Source organism: Emergencia timonensis (assembly GCF_900086585.1).
In the GTDB taxonomy this organism is placed as follows: Bacteria; Bacillota; Clostridia; order Peptostreptococcales; family Anaerovoracaceae; genus Senimuribacter; species Senimuribacter timonensis.
The window spans coordinates 219,608-236,101 of sequence record NZ_FLKM01000008.1 but is presented as its reverse complement, the minus strand read 5'-3'; the positions used below and the strand labels follow the sequence as shown (position 1 = coordinate 236,101).

Sequence of the window (16,494 nt, the reverse complement as noted above, 5' to 3'; positions counted from 1 at the left end):
GAAAATTGCTACAATTTAGCTATCCTAGGACACAGGACTTATTTATTCCACTTTTAAGGAGAACGCAAATGAAAAAAAAGGAAAAACCAACAAGAGTAAAAAGAAAGCCCAATATGTTAGAGGCGCTTTCGGCTGTCATCGTACTATTAGTTATCTTCTTCTTTGGCTCTCTGGCAGACCTGTCGGCGCCAGCGCTGATCGGCGTCGCGGTTTGCTGGGTCGTCTTCATCGGATGGCGCTGCGGATACAGCTGGGCTGAGATGGAAGAGTATACTGCCGACAAGATCAAATCTGCAGCGCCTGCCATGTCAGTATTGATCGCGGTAGGCTTCCTACTGGGTTCCTGGATGTATTCCGGAACCATTCCGATGTTCATTTACTATGGCGTGCAGCTGGTAAGTGAAAAATGGATCTTAGTATCAGCCTTTGCCCTCTGTGCAATCTTTTCAACCTGCACAGGTACTTCGTGGGGCTCTGCGGCAACAGCGGGCATTGCCATGATGGGTATTGCCACCGCGATGCCGAATGTCAATATCGCAGCTGTAGCAGGCGCATGCTACACTGGAGCCATCTTTGGAGACAAGCTGTCACCACTTTCTGACACGACAATTTTGGCTGCTTTATCCACGAAAAACGATATTTTTGACCACATCAGACATATGTCAAGGACTGTTGTCCCTGCCGCAGCTGTCGGCGTGATTATCTATGTCATCATGGGAATCAGCACGACGACGACAGGAGCAGGACTGCCGGAAAATACTCTGCAGCTCCTGAATACGCTGGATACAGCTTTTAACTGGAACATCATCGTATTGATTCCGCTGGTGATCGTCGTTTACGGCGCTGTTACAAAGAAACCGTCCACAGTCGTCATGATGCTTTCCGCTATGGTAGCATTGCTCATCGGTATCTTCTATCAGGGATTTGACCTGCAGGACGGTGTATCCGCCCTCTACAATGGTTTTAATTTGGAGATGGTTGAAAATGCAAGAGAAGGTTTTGCTGCAACCAATGCAGGAGACGATGCAATGGCTCTTCTGAACAGAGGCGGTCTGGCATCTATGCTCAAGTCCTTTATCCTGATCTACATCTGCTTCTACTTTGCTGGTATCATGGAACAGATCGGCGCAATCGAAGTGCTGCTTGGTAAGTTGCTGACCTCTGTAAAGACGAGATTCGGCTTGATCTTTGCAACCTCAATTTCCGTTATCGTGCTGGTCGCTATCGGAGGAAGCTCTTCACTGGCTTTGATCCTCACCGGCGAAATGTACAGCGAGAAATACAAAGAGATGGGTCTTTCCACACTGAACCTGTCAAGAACTATGGAAGACTTTGGAACTGGTTTGGCTGGATTTATTCCTTGGTCCGGATCCGGCGTTTACTACCCTTCCGTTCTGGGGGTACCTATCATTCAATATCTGCCGTACTGCTTCATGAGCTACGCAGTATGGGTGCTCGCTTATGTATATGCTGCAACTGGCATCTGCATCAAGCCATTAGAAAAAGAAACTGCTGAAGAAACTCCATTGGAGGAGGCAAAATAAATGATACCTGATATGCACGTACATACGAGATGGTCAAGCGACTCAAAGACACCTGTGGAGGCGCAGATAGAGAGAGCCATCGACCTGGGCATGAAGAGTCTGTGCATCACAGACCACCAGGATTTTGACGCACCACCGTTTCCGCCGGACTATTTCAAATTTCTTCTGAACGATGTGGGAGACGATGATACTACGGCGGCCTATGTAGCGGATTTGACGGCACTGAAAGAAAAGTACCAGGACAAGATTGAACTGCTGATTGGCATCGAGCTGGGCATTCAGCCGCACATCACAGAGAAACTCAACGAGTATGCATCGAAGTATCCATTTGACTTTATCATCGGCTCCACCCATACTTTTCATAAGATGGATGCCGAAGATAAGCGTCACTATGAAGACGTGGATATTGAGACGGCAGTCAGGCAGTATTTTGAAGAGGAACTGAAAAACGTAAAAGGATTCCGTCACTTTGATGTGGCAGGGCATATGGACTTTGTCCTCAGATACGGTCCCGGCGCAAGGGAGACCTTCTCCTATTCAAAATACGGCGATATCATAGACGAGATATTGAAGGAGCTGATCACGACTGGCCGCGGCATCGAATGCAACACCTCCAAGTATAAAGCGAAGAACATGATCAATCCGAACAAGGAGATCATCAAAAGATATGCGGAACTAGGCGGCGAAATCATTACCTTCGGATCTGACGCTCACATATCGGAGCGTCTGGGCGAGGGTTTTGAGGAAGTCAGCCAGATGGTAAAAAGCTATGGTCTCTCCTACTATGCTGTCTTCAGACAGCACGAACCATCCTTTATCAAAATAAATTAAAAAGTAAAAGTAAAACGGTTTTCCAAAAAGAGGAAAGCCGTTTTGCTGTTTTCTGGCTGAAATACAGTTTTGAAATAAAATAATTTGACATTGTATTTTTTTATATATAAAGTGAAGCATAAAAAATCTTTAAATAATTAGCAACTTATCGCCTGCTCTTGTACTCTGCGCCCCTGCCGCTTAAAATGATAGCAAAATTTAAGAATGGGGGACAGAAGATGATCGTAACGGAACGGAATTCTACAACTAAAGCACTTCGAAGAATTCGCCAAATCTTAGATTCGGGCAGCTTCATGGAAATCGGCGAACATATTACAGCACGGCTGACAGATTTTTATACGCCTGAAAAGGTTGAGGCCTCGGATGGTGTCATTACCGGATATGGCACCATAGGCGGGCATCTGGTATATGTCTTTAGCCAGGACGGTGAAGTGATGGGAGGTTCCTTTGGCGAAATGCATGGCCGCAAGATTAATCGTCTTTATCGGTTAGCTATCAAAGCCAAGGCGCCGGTGATCGGCTTTTTAGACAGCAGTGGTCTCAGAGTAGAAGAGGGGCTGGATTCCCTGGACGCGTTTGGTCAATTGTATGCCCTGGAGGCGGAGGCCTCCCGGCAGATCCTGCAGATTATGGCGATTTGTGGAAGCTGTAGCGGCGGAATGACGGTAGTAGCTGATATGGCCGATATTGTTCTCTCTGATTCGGAGCATCTATCAGATCAAATCCGCACCTTGATAGATCTCCTGCCGGCAAATGCCAGCCAGTATCCAGAACAAGGACCTTGCAGCGATGATTTAAATCGGCAGTTATCGGGACTGGAAAAAAAACGGGGAGATGGCAGAGAGATTCTCAGAGCGTTATCAGATATGAATTTTTTCTTTGAATTAAAACAGAGCTGCGGCAGAGATATGATAATTGGCTTTATGCGTCTCAACGGTACAGCTGTAGGCGGCATTGCAACCCAGGCGATTGACAGCGGGGGTAAGATTTCGCCAGAGGGCTTTGAAAAAGCGGCAGCTTTTATTGACCTTTGTGGAAAGCTGCACATCCCACTTTTGACGGTGACAGACGCCAAGCGCTTTGAAGGATCACAGCAGGCAGGGAGACTGGTAAAAGCGCTGACCGCAGCTTCTGTACCAAAGATCAACCTCATTGCCGGGGAAATACTCGGAAGTGGGTATAGCATATTAAACAGTAAAGGCGTGGGGGCAGATTATGTATTCATATGGGATTGTGGAGCGGTGAGTCTAATTGATCCCCTGCAGGCTGCAGAAATTCTTTATCCCCAAGCGGAACTGGCATTCCTGCAAAAGAGGGCAGAGGACTACCGGAAAACCCATTGCAGTCCAATGGCTTTGGCCAGGCATGGTTATGTCGACAAAATTATCAAACCAGAAGACAGTAGGAAATTCATTCTTGGGGCTTTTGAGACATTTGCAAATACAAGGGAGGTGCGGCAATGACCTTCGGTGAAATCTTATCAAGAGCGGCAGTCAATACTTGTTTGGGTATGGGAACGGTTTTCGTCATGCTGATTCTAATCAGCGCAATCATATTTTTATTTAAGTATATTCCTAAGGAGACTGCTTCCGCGCCAGAAAGGGAAGCGCAGGCGGCTGATGCGGAACTGATTCCGGCAATCATCGCGGCGGTGCTGGCGGCTTCAAAGAAAGAGGCAGAAGAAGACGAGGCGTATCCGTATGTTGTCAGATCAATTAAACGCAGGTAAAGGAGGCGTAGAATGGAGACTTATATTGTTAAGGTGAACGGCAAGACCTATGAAGTAGAAGTAGAGAAGCAAGGCGAGCAGGCGGTGCAGAGCATCAAACCGGTAAAAAACTCGTCGCCATCGAAGATGGCATCGGGACAGGAGGTTACCTGCGGTACATCGGGCAAAATTTGGAAAGTTGTACAGACAGAGGGCGCGCAGGTGAAAAAGGGCGGCACCATCATGATCTTGGAGGCCATGAAGATGGAAATTCCGATCATTTCTCCCTTTGATGGAACCATAGAAACCATACTGGCTGCCGAAGGCGACAGTGTAGAAGCAGGTCAGCCGGTAGCTGTTGTCGCCTGTGAGGGAAAGCTAGCTACAGCTTAACGGGGGAAGAGAATGGAATACGTTGTAAATACCATTGAAAATTTGTTGAAACAGACAGCCTTTTTTAATCTGAGCCTGGGCAATTTAATTATGATTGTTGTAGCCTGCGGTTTTTTGTATCTGGCAATTGGCAAGCAGTATGAACCGCTCCTGCTTTTGCCGATATCTTTTGGCATGCTCCTTGTCAACGTATACCCGCCCATTATGGAAGACGGTGGTCTGCTCTATTATTTCTATCTGTTAGACGAATGGACGATTCTGCCTTCTCTGATTTTTCTGGGAGTCGGCGCGTTGACTGACTTTGGTCCCCTGATTGCTAACCCCAAAAGCTTTCTCCTGGGAGCCGCCGCTCAGTTTGGCATTTTTGGCGCTTACATCATTGCCATGTTAATTGGTTTTAATGACATGGCGGCAGCAGCGATTGCTATCATCGGCGGAGCCGACGGACCAACATCTATTTATCTGGCTATGAAATTACATCAGACCGACATCATGGGGCCTATCGCCGTAGCGGCCTACTCCTATATGTCGCTGGTACCGATTATTCAGCCCCCTATTATGAAAGCGCTGACTACGAAGGAAGAGCGGCAGATAAAAATGGAGCAACTGCGGGCGGTTTCCAAGAGAGAAAGAATTCTTTTTCCCATCATTGTCACGATTATCGTCTGCGGTCTGCTGCCATCGACCACGCCACTGGTAGGCATGCTGATGTTGGGCAATCTCTTTCGAGAAAGCGGCGTCGTAAGGCAGCTGACAGAAACTGCATCCAATGCGCTGATGTACATCGTCGTCATTCTTTTGGGAACCTCCGTTGGCGCTACTACCAGTGCAGAGGCATTCCTCAATTGGTCTACGATTAAAATCGTCATCTTGGGACTTGCCGCCTTCTGCTTTGGTACAGCCGCCGGCGTTTTGTTCGGAAAACTGATGTGCAAATTATCCGGCGGCAAGATTAATCCGTTGATCGGGTCGGCGGGGGTATCCGCAGTACCGATGGCGGCGAGAGTGTCGCAGAAGGTAGGCGCAGAGGCAGATCCGACTAACTTCCTTTTGATGCATGCCATGGGACCTAATGTGGCCGGCGTCATTGGAACTGCTGTGGCGGCAGGCGTTTTTATGGCAATTTTCGGTGTATGAGAGGAGAGTAGACATGAAAAAGATAGAAATTACGGAGACGGTGCTGAGAGACGGGCACCAGTCTTTGGCAGCGACTCGCATGAAGACGGAAGAGATGCTTCCCATACTGGAACAGATGGATCAGGCAGGATACTATTCCATCGAGTGCTGGGGCGGTGCAACTTTTGACGCTTGTCTGCGTTTTCTGGAAGAAGACCCTTGGAACCGTCTGCGCCAATTGCGCAGGCATATAAAAAACACGAAGCTGCAGATGCTGCTTCGCGGACAAAATTTGCTGGGATACAGACATTATGCTGACGACGTAGTGGAATACTTTGTGCAGAAGTCTATTGCCGACGGCATTGATATATTACGCATCTTCGATGCTTTTAATGATTTGCGAAATGTAAAGACTGCTGTCCGCGCTGCCAAGAGAGAAGGCGCGGAGGTGCAATTGGCAATGGCATATACTACTGGCAGCGCCTATACTTTAGACTACTGGAAACAGCTGGCGACAGACATGGAGAACATGGGCGCCGATTCTCTCTGCATCAAAGATATGGCGGGCATTTTGACACCCGATGCTGTTTCAAAGCTGGTCCCTGCACTAAAGGAGGCAGTCAGCCTTCCGATTCAACTACACAGTCACTGTACTAGCGGGATTGCCCCCATTACCTATCTCAGAGGCGTAGAGGCCGGCTGTGACCGCATTGATACGGCAATCTCGCCATTTGCCCTGGGAACCAGCCAGCCGTCAACAGAGGTCATGGCAGAAACCTTGAGGGGGACGCCCTTCGATACGGGACTAAAGCAGAGCACTCTTGCTGAAATTGCTGACCACTTTAGGCCAGTCAGAGATCGGTTCTTTGCTGACGGTACCTTAGACCCAAAGCTGCTGAGCGTCGATATGAAGACGCTTTTGTACCAGGTTCCAGGCGGTATGCTCTCCAATCTGGTTTCCCAATTGAAGGAACAAAATGCCATGGACAAATTCTATGAAGTGCTGGAGGAAATCCCTCTTGTGAGAGAGGACCTGGGAGAACCGCCGCTGGTGACGCCTTCCTCGCAGATTGTGGGAACGCAGGCGGTGCTCAACGTTCTGACTGGTGAAAGATATAAGGTGATGTCTCAGGAGACAAAGCGCATTCTGCACGGTGACTACGGCCGTACAGTAAAACCGTTTAACAGGGAAATACAGAAAAAAGCCATTGGCGAGGCGTTGCCGATTACCTGCAGGCCAGCCGACTTGCTTGCGCCAGAGCTTGAAACGCTTGCAAAAGCAGTGGAGGGTTTTAAAGAGCAGGAAGAAGATGTCTTGTCCTATGCCTTGTTCCCTCAGGTAGCTGCTGACTTTTTTAAACGCAGGGCAGCGAGAGTGAACGGCATCAATCCAGATTGCTGTGACTATGAGAACAAAGCCTATCCAGTCTAAAAGGAGAGAATGATGATATTTGCACAACAGAATGAAAGAACCATCGGTGCGCCTGATAAATTATTTGGCGTATCGTCTCTGGCAAAAGAGAGGATTGCACAGATAGGAAAAGAAAATGTAATCAACTCCACCATTGGAGTGCTCTTAGATGAGCAGGGGAAGCTGGTGGTATTAGAATCTGTCATGGAAGCAGTTCGCAGCCTGACGCGGGAGGATTACGCCGCCTATGCACCTATTCTGGGGCTGCCAGAATACTTGGAAGCCGTCAAGACGGCAGTTTTCTTAGAGGAGCCGCCGGAGGGCTGTTACGTAGAAAGCTGTTATACCCCTGGCGGTACAGGCGCTATCCGCAACGCGATTTCCGCATACACAATACCTGGAGACAAAATTTTGACTTCCGACTGGCACTGGAGCCCGTATCGTTTGATTGCCCAGGAGCTGGGCAGAACCGTCTGCTGCTATACATTGTTCGATGAAACTGGTAAGTTTCATGCCGCGTCTTTTGAGGCGGCGCTGTCTGCCATTCTGGCAGTGCAGGAGGAGACTTTAATTATTGTCAACACGCCTGCCCACAATCCCACTGGCTATACGTTTACAGACGAGGATTGGAACGCACTTCTGACAGCAGTACTGAAATATCCAGATAAGAAAATCGCTTTATTAGTGGATATCGCTTATCTGGACTTTGCAGGAGATGGGAAAACGAATCGCGCCTTTCTGAAAAAACTAAACGGGCTGCCAGAGCACATACTCCCTCTGATTGCCTTCAGTGCATCTAAAGGTTACACCATGTACGGCATGCGATGCGGGGCAATTCTCTGTATGGCGCCTTCTTCTGCAATTGCAGAGGAATTTAAAGATGTAATGCGTGTAGAGTCGAGAGCATCCTGGTCCAACGGAAACAGAGCAGCTATGGCAGTCATCGCAAAGATTCTGGCGGATAAGGGACTTCTGGCAAAGGTACAGGCGGAGCGCCAGCATTGGCTGGAGGTGCTTTGCCAACGTGGAGACGCCTTTATGGAGGAGGCCAGGCATGTCGGCCTGAAGACCTGCCCCTATGATGCAGGCTTTTTTATCACCATACCGTGTGACGATCCTGAAGGCGTAGGCAAAAGACTGCAGGATTTCAACATCTTTGCGATTCCTTTGGGGCCTGGCATCCGCATTTCAGTGGCCTCTAATACTGTGGCAGAATGCAGGGTGATGCCGTCAAAGATAAAAACGGCCATCGCACAGTCCCGATAGAGTTATGCTCTAGGTGGCAAATGATTATTGGGGGTTTTGTTTTTCTGCCTCATATGGTATATTTAAGATAATCTTGAAAAAGGCAGGAACACTATGAGAACCTTAGATGAAGTAGATATTAAGATCTTAAATCAACTGAAGAAAAACGCTAGGATGCCGCTAAAGGAACTGTCGGCAGAAGTCTATCTGACCACGCCGGCGGTTTCTGCCAGAATTGAGAAACTGGAGCAGGATGGATTTATCAAAGGATATCATGCAGATTTAGACATGGAAAAACTGGGTTACGGTATCAAAGCCTTTATTATGATTACCGTGGAGCCGGAAGACAGTCAGAAGTTCTACGAATTTATCAGATTGCAGAAATGTGTTTTAGAGTGTAACCATATCACGGGGCCCTACTCTATGATACTTAAGGTGACCTTTTCCACCACGACGCTGCTGGATGAATTTTTAGGCAAACTGCAAGTCTTTGGCAAGACGGAGACGCAGGTGGTGTTTTCTACCGTGCTGGAACGACATTAAAGACTCGACGCTTCTGACTTGTTCAGAGGCGTTTTTTTAATTCATGAGAAATTGCGTTTTTACGATTTCCCATAAATTAAAAAGTGGGTGTGCAGAGGGGAATCCCCTCGCCGTCCTAGCGGAGTAGCGCCAGCCACTTTTTTATGCAGTGGAACGAGATTTATCCTGTTATATCTCATTGTATCCCCATTCTTTGCACAGGATTTCTATGGTGAGAAACCGAGAAACGTTGGTTTTTAGCGTACATTCTGATGGCATAGAAGTTGCTTATTATATCTTATATGTGAAACAGGAGGTGAAGAAATGAAGGTATTTATCAGTGCAGATATTGAAGGTGTGACAGGTGTGACGTCCTGGAGTGAGACGAGATATGGCGGTCAGGGTTATGAAGAGGCTTGCAGACAGATGGGGCTTGAAGTAAAAGCGGCATGCGATGCGGCGATAGAACTGGGTTATGAGGTTGTTGTCAAAGACGGCCATGAGGATGCGCTGAATCTGGACCCATGGCAGCTGCCTAGAGGCGTACAGCTGATTAGGGGTTGGAGGACTTCCCCTGAAGCTATGATGGGCGGTTTGGACGCGACCTTTGACGCCTGTCTGTACCTTGGCTATCACAGTGCAGAAGGCACAAACAGCAGCCCTTTGGCTCATACCATTGAACACGAACTGTTTAATTGGATGAAGATTAATGGTAAGCTGGCATCAGAGTTTTCTATGAATGCCCTTTGGGCGGCATACTATGGAGTACCATCGGTTTTTCTCTCTGGAGACGAAGGGATTTGTAGCCATGGCAAAGAGGTCTGTCCGGGACTTGTTACAGTTGCAACCAAGGCATGCACAGGTAATTCCACATGGAACCTTCATCCGCAGGATGCTTTGGAGCAGATTCGGGAAGGGGTCAAAGCGGCGCTGCAGCAAAAGACGGATTTGATTTCGCCAGAAGAAAAGTACAGCCTGCAGATTCACTTTAAAGAACATCAAAATGCGAGAAATGCGTCTTGGTATCCCGGCGCAAAGCTGATCGACAGCAATATCGTGGAGTATACAGCCAAAGATGTCAGAGATCTGATGGTTGGACGTATGTTCATGACCGGAATTTGAAAATTCACACCCGGATTGTGACTTTTACGCCTTACTTATTGCAAAGGAACAACGGTTTTTCAGGAGGTGAAAAAAATGAATGAGAAAAGGACTTCTGTAGAGAGGGTCATGGCGGCCAGCACCGGACTCAAGCGCACGATGAAAACAAAAGCGGCTATTATGGTTGGCGTGGGCAGCACCATTGGCACGGGTTTATTCTTAAGTTCCGGAGATGTTATCTCCAGTGCCGGGCCAGGCGGGGCAATCGTCGCATACCTAATTGGCGGCTTTATTGCATGGCTGATGACATCTTGTCTGGGCGAAATGTCGGCAGCTATGCCTGTTTCAGGAAGCCTGCAGGCATATTCGACGGAATTTATCGGACCGGCCATGGGTTTTACCATCGGATGGGTCAACTGGATTGGAGCGGCGGCTACGATTACTGCGCAGATTGTTGCAGCGGCTATTATTATGCAGGATATCATACCAGGCACGCCGACTTGGTTATGGATTGTCGTATTTTCGTTATTGTTGTTTGGCGTTAATTTCTTCAATGCGAAAGCATTTGGCAATATTTCCTTTTGGGTATCCAGCTTAAAGATGATTCTGGTGGTCGTATTTATCATTATCGGCATTGCAATGATGCTGGGAGTTACTGGAGGAGGAGCCGTAGGGCTGAGCAATTACACAAGAAACGGCGGACTCTTTCCCATGGGAATTGCGGGAATCGGCGCAGTCATTTTGACATCTTTTTACGCATACGCAGGTACAGAAATGGTAGCGTCTACTGCTGGCGAGATTGAAAACGAAAAAGATATGCCGAAAGCAATCAATTTGACGATCATAATTTTAATTGCAGCGACGGTATTGAGTATTGCCATTGTTGCGGCCCTTCTTCCTTGGAACCAGGCATCAGTGCTAGGCAGTCCTTTCGTTTACGTCTTCAGGAATGCAGGACTAAAAAGCGCGGCTCTTGTTGTAAACATCATCGTATTGACTTCCGCATTGACGTCTGGAAACTACTTCGTTTATGCCTGCAGCAGATATCTGTGGTCCATGGCAAAGTTCCATCAAGCGCCAAAGATTTGTGCAAAGACCAGTAAAAGCGGCGTTCCTGTGGTTGCGCTGACCATCAGCATGCTCTTTGCAATGGTTGGAATCATTGCAGAATTTGTAGCCCAGGATACTGTCTATCTGTTCCTTGTCTACTTCATTGGAGGAGGCAATATTTTCATGTATTCCGTCATCTGCATCTGTCAATACAGATTTCGAAAGAGATATCTGGCAGAAGGCGGCCGTTTGGAAGACCTGAACTTTAAGGTGGCCTCTTACCCGCTGGTTCCAATTCTGGGTGTCTTGGCCTTTGCAGCAATGCTGGTCGTTACATTGCTTGATCCGAGTGAGGCGGTAGCCATTTATGTCTGCGCGCCGTGCTATCTGGCAATCTACATCGTATCAAGAATTTATACGAAGAAAAAAGGCGTCGCTGCGGCTAACCTTGATATTTAGGAAAAAAGATAGACAATTGAGACAATTGGTATTATAATGAGTTCATAATCCTACGGCGTTGCCGGAAGGTAGAACTCATTGAAGCAAGTGCCCCGAATCTAAATTCAGAGGAAAGCACCTGTTATAATGAGTTCATAATAAAGTTGCTGAACACTTATTTATTTAGACGCGTACAGCGGTTCAACGTAAATGAGGCCGGGCATGACATATTTGTCGTGTCCGTTTTTATTATCTAAGAACGTGTAGCAGCAAAAGTCGTCTATCGTGGACGACATATAATCTTGACCAGATGGAGGGCTAGAAATATGTTAGAAGAATATATTGACCAGCAGACGATGATCGAAAAACTACAGGCATGTATTGCAATCAGGAGCCTCAAAAGCAAAGCTGAGCCGGGAATGCCCTATGGCAGGGAAGTGTACCGCGCCTTGGAATATGTATTGAACCTGGCGGCAGAAATGGGATTTCGGACTGCTAATATAGATGGACACGTAGGTTATGTGGAATATGGAGAGGGCGACGAGATGATTGCCGTTCTCGGACATCTTGATATAGTGCCAGCAGGCGATGGGTGGACCTATCCTCCCTTTGAAGGACGGATAGCAGATGGAAAAATTTATGGACGAGGAACTACCGACGACAAAGGTCCGCTCATCGCTTCCCTCTTTGCGCTGAAGGCTATAAAGGATGCCGGTATCAGACTGAAACGCAGAATCCGTATAATCTTTGGAACAGATGAAGAATCCGGCAGCCACGATATGATCAGATATAAAGAGACAGAAGAACTACCGGTTATGGCGTTTACTCCAGACGCAGATTATCCAGTTATCTTTTCTGAAAAACGGCTGGTCAATCTTAAACTGACCCGAAACCTGCAGGCAGATTCAGCAAAGTGGACCTTGGCAATGGCAAAGGGGGGAAACGTGGTGAATCAAGTGCCTGACAGTGCGCAGCTGCTGCTCCAAAGAGGTGAGGAACAGATTCATCTGCAGGGGAAAGGTATGGCCGCCCATGGCAGCGTCCCGGAAATCGGTGAAAACGCTATCGACGATTTAATGAAAAAGCTAACGCAACATTCCTGCTTTGCAGAATGCTCGGAAACGTTGAAAGCCTTTGCTGCGTTCTATATGGAACATCTGTATGCCAGTTGGGATGGCAGAGGCTTTGATGTCTGCTGCAATGACAGAGAGTTAGGCCGCAGTACGTTTAATACTGCGCTGCTCTATGGAGATGAAGAAAAAATACAGTTGACTTTGGACTGCCGCTTTCCAGCGTCCCTAGATGTAGAGACACCTTTGCAGAAAATGAAGGAGGCGGGAGAAAGATCCTCTATCCTAGTTGAAGTTGTGAAAAATAAACCGGGCCTGTTCATGCCCAAAGATCATCCATTAGTAGAGACATTGCAAAAGGTCTATGAAGTGGAAACAGGAGAACGCTGCGCACCGATTGCCATCGGAGGCGGTACCTATGCGAAGACGCTGCCAAACACAGTTGCTTTTGGACCAATCTTCCCAGGCTGTCAAAACCGAATTCATGAAACGGATGAGTTTATCACTGTCGACGAACTGATGAAGGATGCCGGGATGATTACTAGAGCTATGTGCGAGCTGGCAGGAAGTGCGGAGAGGTAAGTATACACGGCTAATTTTGTCGCATTTTGTAGACAATAAACAATATCTATGCTATATTATGTATAAATCGTATGTAACAACTTTGCGCATAGAATAGGAGAATGACTGCGATGTATGATGAGAACACAGTGTACGTCATCGGTCATGGAAAGACCAGCTGTGATAACGCCATAACTAGCAGATTCAATATTTTCTTTATCGGATTTGTTGTGGATACCAGGGACGACCGTATTGTTGATTTGGAATGTACTGCAACCATAGACATTACCAGCAGATTCGTCAAAGATATGTTCAGCGGCGGTACTCTGGGCCGATATGACGAGAATCTGATTGAGACGGTTAAACGCAGATATTTCGGTTCATCTCAGAAAGCGATTATCACGGCTTACAAAGATGCGGTCAAGAAATATCAGTTAGTGAAAGAAGAATACTATCTCTGAGCTGCTTTATTCAGTTTAGTTGCAGTCGATAACCAAGGCTGCGATACCACGAATGAAATCCAGCATGAAACAAAGAGCCTTTTCGCTTTGTTTTGTGTTGGTTTTTTGTTTAATAGGAGATATCGATTTCCTATTAAACAAAAAGGGGTGTGCAGAGGGGAATCCCCTCGCCGCCCTCAGGAGGGTGCTCAGCTTGCGTAGCAAGCGCCGAAGGGAACCTAGGGTTCCCTAGCGGAGTGGCACAACCGCTTTTTTATTTCTAGCAACACTTTATCACAGTGGAGGTATAACATGTTAAAAGAGCAATTGATTGCATATCTAAATATAGAGAAAGTGCAGGGCGCTTTTCTGATCAAAGATCTATCGGACGGAGAAACTTTTTGCTACAACGAGTATTTAAAAGTTCCGTCCGCCAGCTTGATTAAGATGTACATTCTTGTTGAAGCGTTTCGACGCATCAAAGGCGGTTTGCTTACTTTAGACGAAGAGATAGCGGTTCAGAAGGAGGACCTTGTAGATTTCAGCGTTCTGCAGTTTTTGCGGCCGCGAATTTACAGTCTGGAAGAGCTGCTGCGCCTGATGGTGGTTTACAGCGATAACACAGCAACCAACGTGCTTGTAGATTATTTCAGTATGTCATCTCTGAATGAACTGATGCAGCAAATAGGATGCAAGACCTCTGTTATTCAGAGAAAGATGATGGATTTTGCAGCGGCAGAAGAAGGAAGACAGAATTACACTTCTGTGATAGATATGGCTAGCCTGCTTGAACGCTTATATCAGGGAAAACTGCTGGGTCAGCCCTTTGATGCGCAAATGTTGGATATTATGAAGGGGCAGGCAGACGAGGAAGCCATGCGTCGTGATCTGCCTGATGAACTTATCATCGCCCGCAAGAGCGGAGAACTGGATGCGCTGGACCATGATATAGCCATCGTCTACGCAGAAAAGCGAAATTATATTTACGTATTTTTTTCCTGGGAAACAGGAGACAACAACCGCGGCCGCAAAGTCTTAGCAGAGACTTCCAGGCTGGTCTTCGACTATTTTCAGGACAAATAAGCTATTTATGAATTGGAGGTACAAAATGGAAAACAAGGAAACCAAAAGAACGGCGAACTTTTCCGCAAATGTCAGCGGAGACGAGTATAAGCCCTATGTTCCTGCGACAGAGAACATAAAAGAATTTACCGTGCGTGCCATTGTCATCGGCTGTGTTTTGGCCTGTCTTTTCGGAGCGGCGAATGCATATCTGGCGATGAAGATCGGTATGACCATCTGTGCGTCGATTCCGGCGGCGGTCATCGGCATGGCAGCACTGAAGTGCTTCAAGAACGGAACAGTGCTGGAGAACAACATCATTCAGACCGTAGGCTCGTCAGGCGAAGCACTTGCTGCAGGCGTTGCATTTACCCTGCCGGCACTGCTTTTGATGAATCTGGACATCAAAATCGTTACGATTTTTGCCATTTCGGCCCTGGGCGGCCTGCTGGGATGCCTGCTGATGGTGCCTCTGCGCAAGTTCCTGATTAAGGATGAACACGGCAAACTGCCGTATCCAGAGGGAACCGCCTGTGCGGAAGTCGTGGTAGCCGGCAAAGAAGGCGGGACCACATCAAAGATGTTATTTAAGTCACTTGGGATCGGCGCTGGCTTCAAATTCCTCACCAACGGGCTTTGCATTTTCCCGGAGGAACTTGATGTGCCGTTTAAAGGACTGCTCAAAGGCGGCAGCGTAGGACTTGACGTCTACCCGTCTCTTCTGGGTGCAGGATTTCTGGTCGGACCGAGAATTGCTGCCATGTCCTTGGCTGGTTCTGTTATCGGTTGGTTTGTCATCCTGCCTACCATTTACTTTATTGGACAGTACGCGCCAGAGGCAATCGGCCTGGCTGATCTGCCAATCTCTCAGCTAGATCACTGGGATCTGTGGACTTATTACTTGAAATATATCGGTATTGGCTCTGTCGTCATGGGAGGCTTTATCAGCCTGTTCAAAGCAGCGCCGATTATCTACAAATCTTTCAAAGGAACCTTTGCAGCTTACAAGCTAAAGGAAAGTGAAGTGAAGAGAACCGACAGAAACATCGCTAAGAATGTCCTGGTCATCGGCATCATCGTGATCCTTGCAATCATCGCATTTTTGCCAGTTTTTCCGAGCGTCCTGGCTGGAAGCATCGGTGCAATATTGGTTCTGATATTCGGATTTATCTTTGTAGCGGTATCTGCCCATCTGGTAGGTTATGTGGGAAGTTCTTCTAACCCGATCGTAGCGATGGCAATCGGCGGACTGCTGGTGACAGCAATTCTGTTCAGAACCATGGGCTTTAACGGAACCAGCGGCACAATCGCTACCGTCGTCGTGGGTTCCATTATCTGCATTGCCATCGGTGTATCCGGCGATATGGCACAGGACTTGAAGACAGGGTTTCTCTTAGGAGCGACACCAAAGAAACAGCAGTATGGACAGATGATTGGCGTATTAACTTCTGCTTTAGTTATGGGCGGGGTTATCATCATGTTAAACAATGTATATACCATAGGCAGCAAAGACTTGGCGGCGCCGCATGCTACAATGATTAAATCTCTTGCTGAAGGCGTTATGTCAGGTAATCTGCCTTGGTCTCTGATTTTGATCGGCATGGGCATTGCTGTTGCCGTATGGCTTATGGGTGGTTCTGTGCTGCCGTTCTCTGTAGGCCTTTACTTGCCGATTCACCTCAGCGTAACGATGATGATCGGCGGCGCTATCAGAGGAATTGTAGATAGCAAGAAATCTTACAGTGAAGGAACGAGAGCGAAGAAAATTGAGAAGGGCACCATGTATGCGTCCGGTTATATCGCAGGTGACGCTTTGATGGGCGTATTGGCGACCTTCCTGATTTACATCGGAACAGGTGTAGATACCTGGATTTCGGGAACGGACAACGCGTGGGTATCTTTCGCATTCTTCCTTCTTGTCATCGGCTATTTCTGCTATGAGATATTCAGCAACAGAGATGAAGACAAACTGGAAGGCAGAGACTTGATGATGTAAAGAATA

15 protein-coding genes are annotated in these 16,494 nt (G+C 47.5%); all 15 read left to right on the top strand.

What is annotated here, in order from left to right; all coding sequences use genetic code 11:
- The first annotated feature begins 68 nt into the window (after positions 1-68).
- Complete coding sequence (nhaC, locus tag BN6539_RS02380; protein ID WP_067533350.1) at positions 69-1,544, top strand: Na+/H+ antiporter NhaC; 1,476 nt, start codon at positions 69-71, stop codon at positions 1,542-1,544.
- Positions 1,545-2,375, top strand: coding sequence for a histidinol-phosphatase HisJ family protein (locus tag BN6539_RS02375; RefSeq protein ID WP_067533347.1), 831 nt, complete (start codon positions 1,545-1,547; stop codon positions 2,373-2,375). It abuts the gene before it with no gap.
- Between the two features lie 185 nt (positions 2,376-2,560).
- Complete coding sequence (locus BN6539_RS02370; protein WP_082907313.1) at positions 2,561-3,838, top strand: carboxyl transferase domain-containing protein; 1,278 nt, start codon at positions 2,561-2,563, stop codon at positions 3,836-3,838.
- Positions 3,835-4,104 (top strand): OadG family protein, encoded by a 270-nt coding sequence (locus BN6539_RS02365; protein ID WP_067533341.1) that lies wholly within the window; start codon positions 3,835-3,837, stop codon positions 4,102-4,104. The genes BN6539_RS02370 and BN6539_RS02365 overlap by 4 nt, the downstream gene beginning before the upstream one ends.
- Positions 4,105-4,116: 12 nt before the next feature.
- On the top strand, positions 4,117-4,476 hold the full coding sequence (locus BN6539_RS02360; RefSeq protein WP_067533338.1) for a biotin/lipoyl-containing protein: 360 nt from the start codon (positions 4,117-4,119) through the stop codon (positions 4,474-4,476).
- A 12-nt stretch (positions 4,477-4,488) separates the two neighbouring features.
- Complete coding sequence (locus BN6539_RS02355; RefSeq protein WP_067533335.1) at positions 4,489-5,613, top strand: sodium ion-translocating decarboxylase subunit beta; 1,125 nt, start codon at positions 4,489-4,491, stop codon at positions 5,611-5,613.
- A gap of 13 nt (positions 5,614-5,626) precedes the next feature.
- Entirely contained in the window at positions 5,627-7,024 is a 1,398-nt protein-coding gene (locus BN6539_RS02350; protein WP_067533332.1) for an oxaloacetate decarboxylase subunit alpha, read from the top strand.
- A 9-nt stretch (positions 7,025-7,033) separates the two neighbouring features.
- A complete protein-coding gene (locus BN6539_RS02345) occupies positions 7,034-8,269 on the top strand; it encodes a pyridoxal phosphate-dependent aminotransferase (RefSeq protein WP_067533329.1) in 1,236 nt (411 codons plus the stop codon).
- Between the two features lie 93 nt (positions 8,270-8,362).
- A complete protein-coding gene (locus tag BN6539_RS02340; RefSeq protein ID WP_067533326.1) occupies positions 8,363-8,791 on the top strand; it encodes an Lrp/AsnC family transcriptional regulator in 429 nt (142 codons plus the stop codon).
- A gap of 303 nt (positions 8,792-9,094) precedes the next feature.
- Positions 9,095-9,892: a M55 family metallopeptidase gene (locus tag BN6539_RS02335; protein WP_067533323.1), complete on the top strand. Its 798-nt coding sequence runs from the start codon at positions 9,095-9,097 to the stop codon at positions 9,890-9,892.
- A gap of 75 nt (positions 9,893-9,967) precedes the next feature.
- The gene (locus BN6539_RS02330; RefSeq protein ID WP_067533320.1) at positions 9,968-11,380 is read left to right on the top strand and encodes an amino acid permease; all 1,413 of its coding nucleotides are present in this window, start codon (positions 9,968-9,970) and stop codon (positions 11,378-11,380) included.
- 305 nt (positions 11,381-11,685) lie between these two features.
- Positions 11,686-13,011: a Sapep family Mn(2+)-dependent dipeptidase gene (locus BN6539_RS02325; protein WP_067533317.1), complete on the top strand. Its 1,326-nt coding sequence runs from the start codon at positions 11,686-11,688 to the stop codon at positions 13,009-13,011.
- 110 nt (positions 13,012-13,121) lie between these two features.
- Positions 13,122-13,451: a DUF3870 domain-containing protein gene (locus BN6539_RS02320; RefSeq protein ID WP_067533314.1), complete on the top strand. Its 330-nt coding sequence runs from the start codon at positions 13,122-13,124 to the stop codon at positions 13,449-13,451.
- A 291-nt stretch (positions 13,452-13,742) separates the two neighbouring features.
- The gene (locus tag BN6539_RS02315) at positions 13,743-14,513 is read left to right on the top strand and encodes a serine hydrolase (protein ID WP_067533311.1); all 771 of its coding nucleotides are present in this window, start codon (positions 13,743-13,745) and stop codon (positions 14,511-14,513) included.
- Between the two features lie 25 nt (positions 14,514-14,538).
- The gene (locus BN6539_RS02310) at positions 14,539-16,488 is read left to right on the top strand and encodes an OPT family oligopeptide transporter (protein WP_067533308.1); all 1,950 of its coding nucleotides are present in this window, start codon (positions 14,539-14,541) and stop codon (positions 16,486-16,488) included.
- The last annotated feature ends 6 nt before the right edge of the window (positions 16,489-16,494 follow it).